The organism is Thalassotalea marina, assembly GCF_014656435.1.
GTDB lineage: Bacteria > Pseudomonadota > Gammaproteobacteria > Enterobacterales > Alteromonadaceae > Thalassotalea_C > Thalassotalea_C marina.
Window position 1 is genome coordinate 408243 of record NZ_BNCK01000003.1, and the last position, 16157, is coordinate 424399.

At 40.1% G+C, this 16157-nt stretch carries 11 protein-coding genes; 2 read left to right on the forward strand and 9 right to left on the reverse strand.

All coding sequences use genetic code 11. From position 1 onward, the window contains the following. The first annotated feature begins 184 nt into the window (after positions 1 to 184). Together IE199_RS08290 and IE199_RS08295 are read left to right on the forward strand one after the other, a co-directional pair. Entirely contained in the window at positions 185 to 2038 is a 1854-nt protein-coding gene (locus IE199_RS08290) for a putative nucleotidyltransferase substrate binding domain-containing protein (RefSeq protein WP_189769104.1), read from the forward strand. A 2-nt stretch (positions 2039 to 2040) separates the two neighbouring features. Continuing rightward, positions 2041 to 2742 (forward strand): exonuclease domain-containing protein, encoded by a 702-nt coding sequence (locus IE199_RS08295; protein ID WP_229854605.1) that lies wholly within the window; start codon positions 2041 to 2043, stop codon positions 2740 to 2742. Between the two features lie 49 nt (positions 2743 to 2791). Here the strand turns inward: IE199_RS08295 and IE199_RS08300 are convergent, their stop codons facing one another. The 9 genes from IE199_RS08300 to prlC all read right to left on the reverse strand — a co-directional run bounded on the left by IE199_RS08300 (position 2792) and on the right by prlC (position 16018). Continuing rightward, on the reverse strand, positions 2792 to 4741 hold the full coding sequence (locus IE199_RS08300; RefSeq protein ID WP_189769105.1) for a methyl-accepting chemotaxis protein: 1950 nt from the start codon (positions 4739 to 4741) through the stop codon (positions 2792 to 2794). A 188-nt stretch (positions 4742 to 4929) separates the two neighbouring features. Beyond that, positions 4930 to 6885: an alpha/beta hydrolase family protein gene (locus IE199_RS08305; protein ID WP_189769106.1), complete on the reverse strand. Its 1956-nt coding sequence runs from the start codon at positions 6883 to 6885 to the stop codon at positions 4930 to 4932. Between the two features lie 224 nt (positions 6886 to 7109). Next, positions 7110 to 9029: a hypothetical protein gene (locus tag IE199_RS08310; protein ID WP_189769107.1), complete on the reverse strand. Its 1920-nt coding sequence runs from the start codon at positions 9027 to 9029 to the stop codon at positions 7110 to 7112. Further along, the gene (locus IE199_RS08315) at positions 9022 to 10923 is read right to left on the reverse strand and encodes a hypothetical protein (RefSeq protein WP_189769108.1); all 1902 of its coding nucleotides are present in this window, start codon (positions 10921 to 10923) and stop codon (positions 9022 to 9024) included. The genes IE199_RS08310 and IE199_RS08315 overlap by 8 nt, the downstream gene beginning before the upstream one ends. 10 nt (positions 10924 to 10933) lie before the next feature. Continuing rightward, complete coding sequence (locus tag IE199_RS08320) at positions 10934 to 11845, reverse strand: ABC transporter ATP-binding protein (protein WP_189769109.1); 912 nt, start codon at positions 11843 to 11845, stop codon at positions 10934 to 10936. After that, complete coding sequence (locus IE199_RS08325) at positions 11842 to 12258, reverse strand: GntR family transcriptional regulator (protein ID WP_189769110.1); 417 nt, start codon at positions 12256 to 12258, stop codon at positions 11842 to 11844. The genes IE199_RS08320 and IE199_RS08325 overlap by 4 nt, the downstream gene beginning before the upstream one ends. A gap of 185 nt (positions 12259 to 12443) precedes the next feature. Then, positions 12444 to 13238: a class I SAM-dependent methyltransferase gene (locus tag IE199_RS08330; protein WP_189769112.1), complete on the reverse strand. Its 795-nt coding sequence runs from the start codon at positions 13236 to 13238 to the stop codon at positions 12444 to 12446. A gap of 4 nt (positions 13239 to 13242) precedes the next feature. Continuing rightward, positions 13243 to 13938 carry a DNA-3-methyladenine glycosylase I gene (locus tag IE199_RS08335; RefSeq protein ID WP_189769114.1) on the reverse strand — a complete coding sequence of 232 codons (696 nt, stop codon included), beginning with the start codon at positions 13936 to 13938 and terminating at the stop codon, positions 13243 to 13245. A 31-nt stretch (positions 13939 to 13969) separates the two neighbouring features. Continuing rightward, positions 13970 to 16018, reverse strand: a complete 2049-nt coding sequence (gene prlC, locus IE199_RS08340; RefSeq protein WP_189769116.1) for an oligopeptidase A — start codon at positions 16016 to 16018, stop codon at positions 13970 to 13972. Positions 16019 to 16157 lie beyond the last annotated feature (139 nt).

The following is a 16157-nucleotide window of genomic DNA, read 5'->3' on the forward strand; positions in this document are numbered from 1 at the left end:
GATTCGAATCTAGTTTCTCTGAAAGCAGACTAAAACCCATAGTGAAACCTAACTACATTAAACAGTAACAAGGAATTATTAGCCGAGGTATTACACTTTAGTCTAGGTGGCGGTAAAACAAGGTTGACCAACCCCTAAAGAATGCTCTAAAACAGTAAATGTCGACGCCTTTGAGAAGAACACCATGGAAGCTGAGTTAGCAGAAATAAGCAGATTTGTTCAAGAAGTCCCGCCTTTTGAGCACTTACCAGAACACAAATTGCAGGCCATTATTAAACTGATTAGCATCTGCTATGTTCCTAAAGGTGAAGCACTGCCACCGGCGCAATGCCAAGGCGATAAATTGTTTATTATCCGTAAAGGGGCTTTGGTCTACCGAGATCAAATGGGAGAATTGCTTGGCAAATTTGGTGAGGGGGATTTATGTACCATTTTTTGCAGCGCAAATCAGATTGGGAATATTGAAATTGTCACCGAAGAAGATACTTTGCTGTATTGCCTTGACTACCCAACTCTAGCGGAAATTGTTGAAGATTACCCCACGGTTCTTAACTTTTTTAAATGCAGTGCAGCACAACGATTAAATAACAAAATGTCTGAGCTTAATGAAGAAGCCGTTGTTTCAGCCTCTCTTATGAATACTGACATTAGCCAATTTTATCACACCCCTGTTGCCACACTCAGTGAAAATGCCAGTATTCGGGATGCTGCGATTCAAATGAGCGAACTTGGACACTCATGTTTAGTCATTACCACTCAAGATAACCAACGCCAGCCTGTAGGTATTGTCACCGATAAAGATTTGCGGCGACGCTGTATTGCTCAAGGGTTAGACTACAACTTACCTGTTAGCACTATCATGACTACCGATATGCTTAGTATCGAAGAGGGTAGTCAAGCCTATGATGCCTTGATGTTAATGACAGCAAAACGTGTTCATCATTTACCTGTGATGAAAAACAATAAGTTACTTGCCATGGTGACAATTACTGACTTGATGAACCATGAAAGTCAAAACGCAACTAACTTGACTCATCTTGTCCGAAAAGCAAAAACAGTAGAAGAAATAGCGCAAATAAGCCAAATGATCGGCAAATTGCAAATGCGCATGGCACGATTAGGTACTACCGCTGATCATGTTGGTAAAAGTATTAGCGCCATTACCAGTGCCATTACTATTCGGCTGATCGAATTGGCTGAATCACAATTTGGCCAAGCGCCTGTTCCTTATGCATGGCTCGCCGCAGGCTCACAAGCAAGACAAGAGCAATTTGCCCATTCCGATCAAGATAACGCTTTGATCATCAGCGATGACATGTTACCTGAACATGATGCTTGGTTTTTGAAATTGGCGACTTTTGTTTCTGATGGTTTAGCACAGTGTGGTTTTATTTATTGTCCAGGCGATATTATGGCGACCAACAAACAATGGCGCCAACCACAAAAAGTGTGGCATCAATACTTTGAGCGCTGGATCAAAAACCCAAACCCTCAGGCGCTTTTAAATGGCACTGTATTTTTTGACGTCGCTACTATCCATGGGGATGCTAGTTTATTAAACGCAGTAAAAGATAAGTTGTTAAAAACCACCAAGGGCAATACATTATTTTTGGCACATCTTTCTCGCAATGCCCTACAAAACAAACCTCCGTTGGGATTTTTTCGAGATTTTGTATTGAGTAAAAACGGCGAAAATGAAGCAGTATTAAATCTAAAACTTAATGGTATTGCTCCCATTGTCGACTTAGCACGTATTTATGCATTAAGCCAAGGCATAGCACAATGTAACACCATAGAGCGTTTAAAGCGCGTCGCCGGTACGCCGGCACTAACAGAAGCTTCTGCAAAAAACCTTATAGATGCCTATGAGTTTTTGTCGTTACTACGCATGGAACATCAAGCCTCAAAATTAGCGGCAGGTTTATCCGCAGATAATTTTTTAGCGCCAAAAGACATTTCAAAACTTGAACGTGAACATTTAAAAGACGCATTTAAGGTGATTAAAACCCTCCAAGATGCTAGACAATCGGCCTATTAATTATGATGTGGCAAAATCAATTACCTTTTCGCTGGTGGTTAGGCTTTGAGGCCAAACGAAAACGTGCTCTAGCCTTGGCACCTGAAGGGCCGTTAAAAGACTTTCTTGCAACACCATTCCCCGATCTATCGTGTCCAGTTAACGAGCTCCCCTTGGTGGCGGTCGATTTTGAAACCACAGGTTTAGACGCCGTGGCTGATAAACTGCTCAGTGTTGGCTTTTGCCAACTCGAAAGCGGGTTAATTAACTTAGGGTCAAGTTTCCACCAAATCATTAATACTAAACAAAAACTCAAACCAGAAAACGTCGTGGTACATCACATAACGGATGAGCAACAGCAACAAGGTTTGCCATTGGAAGAGGTGGTTGAAGATTTATTAAAAGCCTTAGCTGGTAAGGTGATGCTGGTACACTTTAATCAAATTGAGCGACACTTTCTGCAGCAAGCATGCTTAGAACTTTACGGCGTAAAACCACCATTATTGATGATTGATACCTTATTGATCGCCAAACGCCGATTAGACCAGCGGGATGTTGCTTACGACCCTTCAGAGCTGCGATTAACCAATCAACGAAGCTATTATCAACTACCACACTATGCAGCACATAATGCACTTAGTGATGCTGTAGCTACCGCAGAACTCTTTTTAGCACAGACAACTCATTTATCTAAAGACACAACGTTGTCTAGTTTACTTGCTTAATAGCAACTCAATTAAATATTTAACCGAGTTGGTATTACACCTGTATTGATTAATCCTGGTTTTTAACCAGCTTGAGTGTTTGGTTAATATCACGAACTTGCTCAGCAACGTCATGAGAAATATTTTCCGCCAATTGACGTGAATGCTGCACTTCGTGTTTAACGCTCTCCATTGCACTTTCTAACTCTGAAAAGTGTTGTCGCTGCTGGTTGATTTGCATTAACGTATCTTGCGCTACATTTGCCGAAGAATCAGCTTGTTGCGCAACATTTTCGGCATTATCTTTTAACAGTGCCGCTATGTCTTTTTGCTTGCCAGAGGCACTTTCAATGCCATAAATATTTTGCTCTAAGGTACTACTTGCCTGGTTGAGTTGCTCTAAACGTTGGCTTACCTGTTTTAGTGATTCTTGAGTTTTACCCGCTAACTGCCTTACTTCATCAGCAACAACAGAAAAGCCTCGACCATGGGCACCAGCTCTCGCAGCCTCAATGGCCGCATTGAGCGCTAATAAGTTAGTTTGATCAGCAATAGAGCTGATAACATCAACAATCGAACCAACACTTTCCACTGATTGAGATAACGATAAAATGGCATCGCGTCCTGCACTGGCAGCAGTATTCGTTTGTTCACTGGCGTTTAATACTTCAGCTACTTTTTGTTGGCTATCTTCCATCGCTAACTGTGTTGCTTGTGCGTTATCTACTACCTGCTGAGAAAGAGTATTTACAGTATCAGTTACCGATGACAACGCGGTCATGATATCGCTAACCACAATTAAATGAGTATTAGTGCTAGATGAAGATTCTAAAATGTTACCGGCTTGGTTCTCCATAGTTTGCATGGCGTTAGAAACTAAATTTAGTTGGTTAGCTTTTTGTTTATCTTCTTCTGCAAGTTGAGACACCATCTGATTAAAACTATGTGAAATTTCACCCAGTTCAGTTTTTAAAGGGATACCCGTAATGTTATCAACTCGCCCTTCATTGACTAAAGTAACAAAACTATCACGCAGTTTACGCAATGGATTTAAAACGACACTTCGAGTTAACCAATAATTTGCCGCTAAAAAGGCAATCAAAAACGTTAACAATACAATAACGATAGTGGTTAATTGTTGATTAACTTCAGCTTGCGCATTTGCTATTGCAGTTTCACCATCGATGATAATATCTTCCAACATACCCACTTGTTTAGTTAACAATGCCAAGCCCTGTTGTCGCTGATATTGTAATTGAATGGTTTTGTTTACTTCACCTTGATAACGACCTAACACAGACCTTAATTCATTTAACGCTTCAGCACTGATATCTTCTTTGTCATCTGCATCGTCAAAAAAATCATCTTCATCGTCATCTGATGTCGGGTAAATTTCCAACGCGGGCATCGCGGCCATAGATTGTGCTAACGCTAAAAGGTTCTCTAACACTATTTTTAATGAATCGGCATTTTGCTGTTGTGAAGCAAACATCATTTCTCGACTATCAACCAATTCAAATAAACTTTTTGCAAATTCAGTACTATGAGTTAAAAACTGCTTTTGTTGCGCAGAACTTAACGCGCTAGATTGCAGGGCATATTTTGCTAAATCTTTGTTTATAGCCGCAAGGTCACGTTCACCATTTTTAATTAACGCCAATGGATCACCGCTTAATTTCCCCATTGCGCGGTACTTAGTGGTTATGTCTTGCTGAAGCGATTTTGCGTTTGCCTGAATGGCCAAAGTTAACTGTTCAATATCGAGTAAATCGGCATGCTCAATAATCTGTGTCAACTGACTTTCAGCATCATTTAACAAACTAGCATCACCAGACGAAAGGTATTTAGCGACTGTGCGATTAAACTCAACCGTTATTAATGATTTAAGTTGCTGGTATTCATCATACTGTTGCCGACTCTCGGTCAGAGAATTTCCTACCTGAAACATAGTGGCAAGAAAGATCCCCGCAAATGCGCTGATGGCGATGACGGAACCACGCGAAAAGCTAGAAACGCGCATGAATAAACCCTACTTTAGTTAAAAATTAGCCTGCTGCTGTAGTCATAGGTTATGACTATAAGGTTACAAAAATATGACAACAGGCAGACATAGACTAAGTTAAGCGTTAGTGTTTAACGCTATTTTGTGGGGTCAGGTGCAGGGTAATACATGTTACCTTGGTAAGCATAGTGCCTCATCATGACACTTTAATGAACATAATGTGACAGGTATGTTTCTGTTTCTAATACAAGATTTTTCTTTAAGAAACGATACAAGGCTTTATGTTCCATCACTTTTATGGGTTCAACCGCTTGTTGTAAATAGTGTCCTAATGTCGCTTCCATTAAAAATAGATAGGCACTAAATGACACTCGACTACTAGGAGAGTGTGCTGAATTAGGATCGACAAATAACTGGATCGATTTTTCCTTTGCCTGCGCGGTTAAGGCGTAGTTCTTTACATCCGTGATAAAAACTCGACCATCATTTTTTCCAGCCCATAACAATAGTGGTGCTTGTATACGTTCAATATGAGACTCTGGTTGAATTGCAGTTAACGCTTTATATGCCTTGTCATCATGCCAATCGACCACTAGCTGTTGCATAAAATATTTTCTTGATTGACCAAACTTCTTTTTTTGATATCGATAATAATATTTAGCAGAGCGGCCAATATGGCTAGGTGGTGCTCCAGCAAAGCCGACTTTAAATAGTTCTGGTTCGAAAGTCAGAGCAGTTAACACACTCAGGCCACCAAAAGAATGGCCAGCCATTGCCAATTTGTCTTTATCACCTATGTTGTTTTTTAATAAATAGTTTACGCCATCAATAATATCAAAATGCGTTCGACCATAGCCAAAATCCCCGCTAACGCCACTATGATGTTGCTTACCAAACCCTGTTGATGCCCGAAAATTAGGTTGAAAAACAATATACCCTCTGTTTGCTAAAAACTGCGCCATCATATCAAAGCTACCATCATCTCTAGACCATGGCCCACCATGAGGGAATGCGACCAATGGCGTATTTGCGATAGTTTTTCCTCTAGGCAAAGTGAGGTAACCCTGAATGTGTTGCCCATCTCTATTAGCATAATGAAAACTGATTCGAGGTGCTAGATATTCATCTTTGATCAGTTGACGTCCTTGATTTGCGGCTTTAACCACTTGTAATAATATGGGTTCTAGTTTTTGTTGTTTTAAGTGATACAAAAAATGTTGTTCCTGCACACTATTGCTCACAGCCGATATTAACCATACTCCGTCATTAAGCTGTCTATCTAAAGAGATGTTATGAGGTAGTTGCAAATAAAAATCTTGCTGGGAAAATTGCTTATTTAAAAAATCGGTATGTTTTAATAAGCGATCATCGATTGCACTATACTGGTCGTATTCGCCAAAATACTGAGTCACTACGGGTTGATTTTTAGCCCAATGTACATTGTTGAGATCGCCATACAAATTAGGGTCTTGCTGTATAACGGTTAGTTGCCCTTGCGAAGATAAACGCGCCAAGTACGTAAAATTACTGTTTGCATTTGTTTTTAAAAGGAACGCTTCTTGTTGGCGATCAAACTTTACCACGCCACACGGGTCATCCCACTGACAAGTAAAGCGCAGCACTTTTTTATCTTTGTTTAGCTGGTAGATAAAGTGTTCACCTTTATTGTCATCTGCTTGGTTGAATACTCGAAGAAAAGCTGGCTGACCATATTCATCGACGTTAAAACCATTAAACAAAACGTCTGAGCGGAATATATCGGTTCGACTTCCTGAAAAACTTACCCGCTCAACATAATAATATTTGTCCGTAGGTTGCCATTTTCGCATCAATAAACTGTGATCATTATCAGCGGCAAACCCCAACCAATCTTCATATTTTGTTTGATCAAATCGTGTTAGTACAATGGGCGAACTGGCGGCTTTACTCTCAGCAATAGCGATACTATCACCGGTATTGAGGATTAATTTATCACCACTTTTTGATAGATAAATATATTGCAATGACTGATAGATAAACAGCCTCTTTTGCGTCTTTAGTTTAATGTCATAACGCCACACTGAAACTAATTTGTCGTCCTGATGACCTTCCTCCTTTTGATAAATCAAGAAATCACCCGAAGGGGATAACAGCACTTGCTTAATTGCTGATTTATTTAACATTATCTCCCTATCAATTAAAGGAGCACTAGGTAATGTTTGTGCTAACTTAACGTATTCTGCGAGATAATTATCCGCTGTAACTTTTGCTAAGCAGGTTGAAACATTCGCAATAATTAGGATGCAAAACGCCATCCTTAATAAAAAGGCGTAATTGTTCATCATGATTCCTATTAAAAGCGGGACGACATTCCCGCTACGATTGTAAGAGTTTTTATACTTATGGCTTAAGCTTTGACCAGCTCATGAGGCACTGAGCCTGTTGTTCGTTCCTTTTGCCTTTTAATTTTCCAAAATTCCCGCCAATGGTTCATTAATAAGAAACTAAGAAAGCCAGGTAAACCAAATAGCAATACCACGAACAGCCAGAAGGCAATATCTAACTTTTTCTTTTTGAATGCTATCCCAAGAGCAAGCGTTAATAAGCTAGTAATCAATAGATTTAATGCAACTAACCAATACACAGATGATGGATATTGCTTGTCCCAAACACTCTCAAATGTTTGTTTACTCGGGTCATCTTGATGTTTAAACACATCTTCAGTCACTTCAAACAGCACCGAATAAACCAGTGGTGACATCCAATAAGCCTGATACCCCACCCAACGAGGCAATGGACGATATTGCTCAAATGCCTTTTCAGCAACAAGTATGCGTTCTCCATCTAACTTGGCATAAAGTAACCCTACACCTGGCTGATCAAAGCCAAAATAATGCCTATCAGCGAACTTCAGAAGGTAACCGTCAATTAGGTTAAACACTTCCACATACTTCATTGATTGATTTGGCCTCACCAGCTCAATGACAATTTTAGGTAGAATCGCTTCACTCTGTTGGCTAAACTTTTTGAAATCAAAGGCATAAATCGCTTTGTTAGAAACCAATACTGCACTGTTAGCACCTTGAGGAAGTTGTAACGCATTCACGTAATATTCTCCCTCAGGTAATTGGTGTTTTACGTCAATATATCGACCGACAAAATCAACCTGATAAATGCGATCACTTTCTTGAATAAATTGATTTTCGATGATCCTTGGTACAGTAAAGAATTTTTCTTTTTCAGTAATAGTATCTATGTTAGTTGACGCTGGTAAAAAGCCTGTTCGCGTTAAATACCCAACCAATTCATTGTTTCTATGACTTTTACCAATAAATATTTGCTGCTGATGTGAAAATATCCATTGCTGCTTGTTTTTGGTATCAACCAAAGCATATTCAAAACCATCTTGATGAAAAATTTGTCCTAGATGTTTTTGCGCTCGAAAATCTAACCGTAACCTGATGCTATCAGCATGTTTTATCTGTTGCTGTAACGTGCTTTTTTGAGGATATGTGGCTTCGTCAACAGCGAAATCGATCAATTCCTCTGGTGTAAGTTGCCACAGCAAAGCAAAAGAGTCTTGCAACTGCTGTTTTGAGTAATTATCAGGGTGTTTATCTAACATACTCATCGGTAGATGATAAAAAATCATCTGCCCTAACATTAATACCGCCATTAAACCCATATGCAGTGCGGTAATAGCGACTAATCGACTGGTCATTGACTGATGATGCTCACTCAAATTCACCTTAAATGCATTTTTACCCAATAGAAACATGATAAGAACAGCAATCAGATCGACCGTTAAAGTAAAAATCGCACTGTTAGGGTCCGACGACCAGACAAAATAGAGCAGAGCAATGCACAGAAAACTGGCTTTATTTGGGCTCAATACAATGTATACGCCAACCAAGTAAACAAACACAGCGGCTAATAAAACATGAAGTGTAAAAAGATAATGGCGTAACTCAACAACATCGACACCCAGCAAATCTAAGCCAAGAAAAACCAATAACAATGGTAAGGCAAGCGCTATAACCAAGTTAAATATGCCGGCACACACTAAGCTGAAAAATATATTTTTAGGCGGTATTGGACGGTGAATTAAATATGCCCAATTGCCTTTTCTTTTATGTAATAAAATCTGCGTACAACCCAGTGCAAACGCTAAAACGATTGCGCTACCTTGATACACTAACACTTCTAAACCGTTCTTCATTATTGGCTCAATAGCCGACAGTGTCACCATAATGGCAGACAATAGCAGTGCAGTGATGCTAGATACTAAGCGAAATCTTCTAAATTCTTGAATAAATAGGCTATACATATCTTTGCTCCTTGAATGAGGTATTTAATCGCGCTTTGGGCGAGTTATTCCTATTGGTACGCCATAACCTAAAAAGTGGTAAAGAATATAAAAACAGCAGTGCAATAAACCCAGGTAGTGAAAATATCAACATCAAACCCAGCCAAAACATACAGGTTTGTTTAGACCATGCTAAATACTTGGCAAGCACTAATGTGCCCAGTATTGCCGTCAATACACCAGCGATAATCCAAAGCAATAAAGATAGAGACAGCTCGCGTTGCCATACGTATTGATAAGGGTGATAAGGCTCATTAGCAAAAAACAACTGAGAAGGCACCAAACCATTAACAATATTCATCACGAACGGCGACATGACAAATGTTTGCCCTGCTATCACGGTTGGCACATGCGACTCAGTAAAGGCATAACTAACCAAGGTGTCAATTTCACCATCGTGATGAACATATTTAAGCTGTGCACCTGGCTGTAGATAACCATAAAAATGCGGATCTAAATATCGGATCAAAAAGCCATCTTGCATTTCACTTAATATCACTTCCTGATAGCTTGGTAAGTTATTTGGGTGCGTAACTCGATGTTGTGGCGTTAATTGTTTTGAGGCGAAGTAAAAATCAACTTGCTCAAATAAATACGTCGCTTTATTTGATTGAATCACAGTACGCTCAAACATGTTTTTGATGGGTTTTGTGTAATATTCCCCTGCTGGTAATTGGTGCTTTAATACCAGCTTACGGTCAGCAAAATTAACCTGGTAAATTTGTCTGCCAGATTGCAAAAACTGATTGTCCGTGACGATCACCGCTTGCTCAAATTTATCGCTTTCAGTTAGTTGTTCTAAAGTGTCGTAAAACCCTGTAGTGCCCATATAACCAACGATGTTATCGGTTTTATTGTGTCGGCCAATAAATACTCGTTTATCGTGTGATAGCACCCATTGTATTTCTTGGTTTGCTTCTACAAGTATCACGTCTTTAGCGACCGTAAATAGTTGCTGAAATCTGGGGGAGGCCAAGCTTTTATAACTAATAAATTGAAATTCTGACAGACTTAATTGACGATACAGTGTTTGCTTATCAGGATGATCAGACAAACTCACTAATTGCTGAAAAGACTGATCTCTATCTTTAGAGATGAAATTTTGATAACTGTTTAACGATTCATTGTTATTGGGATGATCGCCCATTACCGCTAGTGGAAGGTGGTAATAAAGCCCACTAGCTGCCATCAATATAATCAGTACAAAAGGCTGTAAAACTAAAACGCTAGCCAGAACAAACCCTTTGTTTTTAAGCAAGGAATCCGTATTTATTTGAAAACTTTTGTGTGCCAAATAAAAACTAAGCGCTATAAAAGACATGTCAATGATGGCGATTTGCCATAGTGGCAATGACACTCCACCTTGCACTAACAACAGCGTCCATAGCGCCATAAAGCTTGCTTTAGCTGGTGATAAAAGGGCATAACTGGCAAAAAAGTAGCTACATATCGCCAAAGCGAATAAATGCAGCACAGTTAAATAGTGACGTATATCGACCACTTGATTACTTGATAGGTCAACAAAGCCAAAGACCAATAAAATAGGTAAACATACAACACAAAATAAAAAGCAAATATTTGCCAAGCTAATCGCCAGATGGATGCGTGCAATAGATACTGGGCGGTGCACGAGGAAGGTCCAGTGATTTTTTCGCCTATGTAACCCCATTGAAATCAATCCAAAAGCGATACCGCCAACACAAGGTAACGCGAGTAGAAATAGCTGCTTCATTGGGTGCATCATCATTGTTGGAACAAAATTAGACATGATGGTCCACAAAAACAGATGTAACAGCACCAATAAACCCGCAAGGCGCTGATAGCGTCTCCATTCAGTAAGAAAAAGAAGTTTCATCGCTGACTCCTTAAGCCGAAAGCTCATGGCCACGATGATTTTGTGCTAAAACAGCTCCAATCGCCTTATCAAGACTTACCGGTACAGCTACCACAGATGCCGCGCCATTAGCCAGTAAATAGGCTTCAAAGTGCTCCGCTGGCTGATCTATGGTCACAATATGAATCTGTCCTTCAATATTTTTTAAAGACAATACACATTGCAAGTTTTTTACTTTATCAGGCTTAGTTTCAAAATCACAAATCCAATAATTAACTCGCTGGCAAAAATCATCGGGAGCAGCCATGTACTTCACTTCCCCAGCTTCAACGATGATCAAGTTATCGGCAACTCGCTCTACTTCTTCCATCTGGTGTGAGCAATAGATGATGGTGCAATTTGCATCCATTTCCGTATGCATTAAGGCTGTTAAAAATGCCTGTTTTGCAACAACATCTAAGCCTAATGTTGGCTCATCAAGAATTAGCACCTCAGGCGATTGTGCTAAGGCCATTGACAAGTTTAGCCCAGCCCTTTCTCCTCGAGAAAGTTGACCAACATTTTGTTTTAGCCCAACGTCAAAGTTGGCGATTACCTTGTCAAAGGTGTCTTGTTGCCACTTAGGGTATAAACTGCGTTGCATCTCGATCACTGCATCAACTGTCATCCAAGAGGGCAAGGTATGCTCTTCATTAACGTAACCAATTTTTCCTCGATGTTCAGGGCTTAATTCTTGGCTATTAATACCTAGGACTGAGCAGCTACCTTGCGTTGGTGACTCAAGCCCAAGTAGCAAACGGAAAAATGTCGATTTACCTGCGCCATTTGCCCCAATAAAGGCGTGGATCCCGCCTCTAGGAATAGCTAAGTTAAAATCAAATAGTGCGGTTTTTGTGCCAAAGCACTTCGTCAGCCCTTGGCTTTCAATGATATAATCTGTCATGATTTATTCTCATCTTTTTGTTGCAACTGCAAAAGCTGTTTCAACAAGTACTGGGTCATGTGTTCTGGTGAAAAATCGAGATACATTACATCGTTTACAAATCGCTCACTGGCCTCTTGTAATCGAAGTTGCTGCTCCTCTTCACTCAGCATTTGTTTAGGCTCTGCTACAAATATTCCCAGCCCTTTTCTCGATTCCAGCAAACCTTGAGCTGTAAGCTCTCCATAGGCCTTAGCCACGGTATTTGCATTGATCATCAGTTGCAAAGCCAAAGCTCTGACACTGGGTAACTTGGCGCCGGATTGTAAGTTGCCGGTGGCGATTTCTTTACGAATGCCATCAACAATTTGGCGAAAAATAGGCCGAGCGTCCCCGGTCGCTATTTGGATCGCAATAGCAGATGTTTTTGCCATGTTGTCATATCACTAGTGTACTATCTGTACTAGTACACTAGATACAGTTGAAGAATATGTCAATGAAAAATGATCGTCGAACGTAAGTACATTCGCCTATACCATTGAAATATATCGATTTTAATATTAGGTAAATTATTAAAATGTGTACTAGTGATGACTAGTACACGGGTGAATCTTGAGGATTATTGCTTAGGGATGGCTTGTTTGACGTAGACGTCAAAACGATTTTTTTTCATCTTAATGCTGGTAGAAGGTTTTTGGTTAGCCAGTGGTTCAGCGTAACTTGGTCGTTTCACTACAACACGATAATTGGCCAAGGCGATTGCTGGTGTTAGTAAGTCATCACTATCTAAATCTTCACCCACCAATGACTGAAAAACTCGCATTTCTTTTTTAACTGCTGCCGATTTTTCTCGATGTGGATACATAGGATCTAAATAGACAACATCAATATCAGTTACCGTTGGCATATTATCGATAGACGAGGCATGAACCAAGGACATGCGCTGGGCGATCTCTGCAGTATCGGGAGATAATTTAGCTCGTTCTAAACCATTGTCTAACAGCGCGGCAACTACTGGGTTTCTTTCCATCAAGCTGACGGTGCAACCTAAAGACGCTAAAACAAAAGCATCTCGTCCCAAACCTGCTGTAGCATCAAGCACGTGTGGTGTAAAACCATGTTTTAAACCAACGGCTTTGGCAATATCTTGCCCTCGACCACCACCAAATTTGCGTCGATGTGCTGACGCACCTTCAACAAAATCTACTTTGATTGCGCCAAGTTTAGGTTCATCAACTTTGATCAATTCTAAATGCTGCAAATTCACTTGCAAAACATAATCAATATCACTGTGTTGTGTCAGCGCAGCAATATCACCTAGGTATTGAAATTGCCATTTATTGGCGATTTTTTTCGCCAATTCAACATCCGTTTTATCAACATAAGCGACAGCACAGTTTACCGGAATATTCATCTAGTTATGCCGCCTGCACTGCGTTATCACCCGTGGCATAAGCAACAAGCCGACTCAGTTGAGCTAAAGATAAACCTGACTCTTGTTGCCATTGGTTAAAACTTGCTTGAATGGTGTTTAAACTCGCTTTGGTATTTATACCCCCACTGATCAAATCATGGGCTCTAAAATATCCTTCAACATCTCGTGAAAGCAAAAATGTGTCTTTACCTAAAGCTCTTAAGGCATAGGGCCCAGTATTTCCACCAAGACGCTGACCATGTTTTTTCAAGTAAGCCCATAATCCAATGATGTTGTCACTTGGCCATTTAGCAACAAACTCTGCAAAGCTATGACCATTTTGCTGTTCTTCAAAAATCATTTGTGCATTGGCTTTAATGGTTTTGACCTTATTAAAGTTGCGAATAATTTTTGGATCGCTTGCTTTAACCTCCAGCATTTCTTCTGGCATCATCAATATTTTTTCAATATCAAACTGAAAAAACACTTGCTCAAAATCGGGCCACTTTTGCTCGACAACTCGCCAAACAAACCCAGATTGAAATACCTTTTTAGTAAACGCCGAAAGCAACCTATCATCAGACAGTTGCTTTACTTGTTGGTCATCGGCGCCATCGCCCAACAGAAAACGTAAGGCAGTTTCGCCTCCTTTACGCTCTGCTGCTCGCTGATAAATACTGTTAAATGATTCTAACGACATAATCTTGCTGACTGCTCCAAAAACCTAGCTGTTATGCTGCGATGCCACTATGACGTAACAAAGCGTCAATTTCAGGCTCTCTACCTCTAAAGGCTTTAAACAGTTCACTTGGCTCTTCTGAGCCACCTTTTTCAAGTATATTTTTCAGGAAGTCTTGACCGACTTGACGATTGAATACACCTTCTTCTTCAAAGCGAGAGAAAGCATCAGCAGATAAAACTTCAGCCCATTTGTAGCTGTAATAACCTGCTGCATAACCACCACCAAAAATATGGCCAAAACTATGTTGGAAGCGGTTAAAAGGTGTCGCTTTGATGACTGAATATTGCTCTCTAACTTGGTCCAACACTTGCTGAATATAACTCTCAGAAGCTACTTCTGGCGTGTATTGCGCATGCATTTTAAAATCGAACAAACTAAATTCTAGCTGACGCAACATTTGCATCGCTGACTGATAGTTTCTTGCCGCTAGCATTTTATCTAACAAATCTTGCGGTAATGACTCACCCGTTTCATAGTGACCAGAAATAAACGCAAGCGCTTCAGGTTGCCAGCACCAGTTCTCTAAAAACTGACTTGGTAGTTCTACTGCATCCCATGGCACACCATCAATACCCGATACACCGCTGGCATTAATTTGAGTCAACATGTGGTGGATACCGTGACCAAATTCATGGAATAAAGTCACGACTTCATCATGAGTAAATAGCGCAGGTTTATCGCCCACTGGGCCATTGAAGTTACAGGTTAAATAAGCAACTGGGAATTGAATATCGCCATTTTTAAGCTGTCTTCTGCCAACACAGTCGTCCATCCAGGCACCACCACGTTTTTTCGCTCGGGCATACAAATCTAGGTAAAAACTACCGCGGTATTGGTTATCAGCATCATGAATATCGTAAAACTTCACGTCTTTATGCCAAGTATCTACACCTTCTTTTTGCGTAATTGTGATACCAAATAGGCGATTAACAACTTCAAATAAACCTGCAACAACCGTTTGTTCTGGGAAATAAGGACGTAATTCTTCATCCGAGATCGCATAACGACTTTGTTTTAACTTTTCACTGTAATAAGGTAAGTCCCACGCGGCTATATCATCCACGCCAAACTCTTGTTTGGCAAAAGCATGTACTTCATCTAAGTCTTGTTGACCTTGCTGTTTTGATTTAACCGCTAAGTCTTCTAGAAACTCCAGCACTTCATTTGTTGAGTTGGCCATTTTTGTTGCTAATGAATGTTCTGCATAATTTTTAAAATCTAATAGCTGCGAGAGTTCATGACGCAGAGCTAAAATTTCATTCATGATAGCGCTGTTATCAAATTCACCAGCATTTGGGCCTTGATCGGACGCACGTGTTACATATGCAACATACATCTTCTCTCTAAGCTCTCGATTATCACAGTACATCATCACAGGTAAGTAACTTGGAATATCTAAAGTAAATAACCAGCCTGATTTTTCTTGTGCTTGCGCTGCAGCCGCTGCCGCATCTTTTGCCGATTCAGGTAAACCGCTAAGCTCACTTTCGTCAGTGATCAACACCGTATAGGCGTGAGTGGCATCAAGTAAATTATTACTAAAGCCTGAGCTTAACTCTGAGAGGCGAGTCACAATTTCACCATAACGCTGTTTCTTGTCATCGGGCAGAGCGATACCCGATAATTTAAAATCTCTTAATGCATTATCAACTACTTTTTTCTGTGCTGTATCTAGTGATTGATATTCATCACTATCGGCAAGCGATTGATAAGCTTCATATAGTGGCTGGTGTTGTCCAACAAAGGTGCCGTATTCTGACAATAAAGGTAAACAAGCATCATGTGCTTCACGCAGTTCGTCACTATTGACCACTGAATTCATATGCGACACGGGAGACCACAACTTACCAAGTACTTCATCCGTTTCATTAATGGCTTCAACCAAATTTTGCCATGTAAAGTGTTGAGTTTCTGACAATACTTTTTCGATGTTTTCTTTACAGTCTGCAATCGCTTTTTCTACAGCAGGCTTGATATGTTCAGGTTTAATTTTAGAAAACTGAGGTAAAGTTGTTTGTTGTAATAATGGATTTGTCATAATGAAGTACGCTATTTATCGGGTCCTTTAATGATAGTAGATGTAATGGCTTCTTTGCGCATATTCAAGAGTGATTGCCTACAATAGTTGAAAGGATGAAAGATAAACCTCATATTGACTGTCATATTAGAAAAATTTT

Bases quoted from the DNA above. Each gene is read 5' to 3' on its own strand.
- IE199_RS08290 (WP_189769104.1), top strand. From the start codon at position 185: ATGGAAGCTGAGTTAGCAGAAATAAGCAGATTTGTTCAAGAAGTCCCG.
- IE199_RS08295 (WP_229854605.1), top strand. From the start codon at position 2,041: ATGATGTGGCAAAATCAATTACCTTTTCGCTGGTGGTTAGGCTTTGAG.
- IE199_RS08300 (WP_189769105.1), bottom strand. From the start codon at position 4,741: ATGCGCGTTTCTAGCTTTTCGCGTGGTTCCGTCATCGCCATCAGCGCA.
- IE199_RS08305 (WP_189769106.1), bottom strand. From the start codon at position 6,885: ATGTTAAATAAATCAGCAATTAAGCAAGTGCTGTTATCCCCTTCGGGT.
- IE199_RS08310 (WP_189769107.1), bottom strand. From the start codon at position 9,029: ATGTATAGCCTATTTATTCAAGAATTTAGAAGATTTCGCTTAGTATCT.
- IE199_RS08315 (WP_189769108.1), bottom strand. From the start codon at position 10,923: ATGAAACTTCTTTTTCTTACTGAATGGAGACGCTATCAGCGCCTTGCG.
- IE199_RS08320 (WP_189769109.1), bottom strand. From the start codon at position 11,845: ATGACAGATTATATCATTGAAAGCCAAGGGCTGACGAAGTGCTTTGGC.
- IE199_RS08325 (WP_189769110.1), bottom strand. From the start codon at position 12,258: ATGGCAAAAACATCTGCTATTGCGATCCAAATAGCGACCGGGGACGCT.
- IE199_RS08330 (WP_189769112.1), bottom strand. From the start codon at position 13,238: ATGAATATTCCGGTAAACTGTGCTGTCGCTTATGTTGATAAAACGGAT.
- IE199_RS08335 (WP_189769114.1), bottom strand. From the start codon at position 13,938: ATGTCGTTAGAATCATTTAACAGTATTTATCAGCGAGCAGCAGAGCGT.
- prlC (WP_189769116.1), bottom strand. From the start codon at position 16,018: ATGACAAATCCATTATTACAACAAACAACTTTACCTCAGTTTTCTAAA.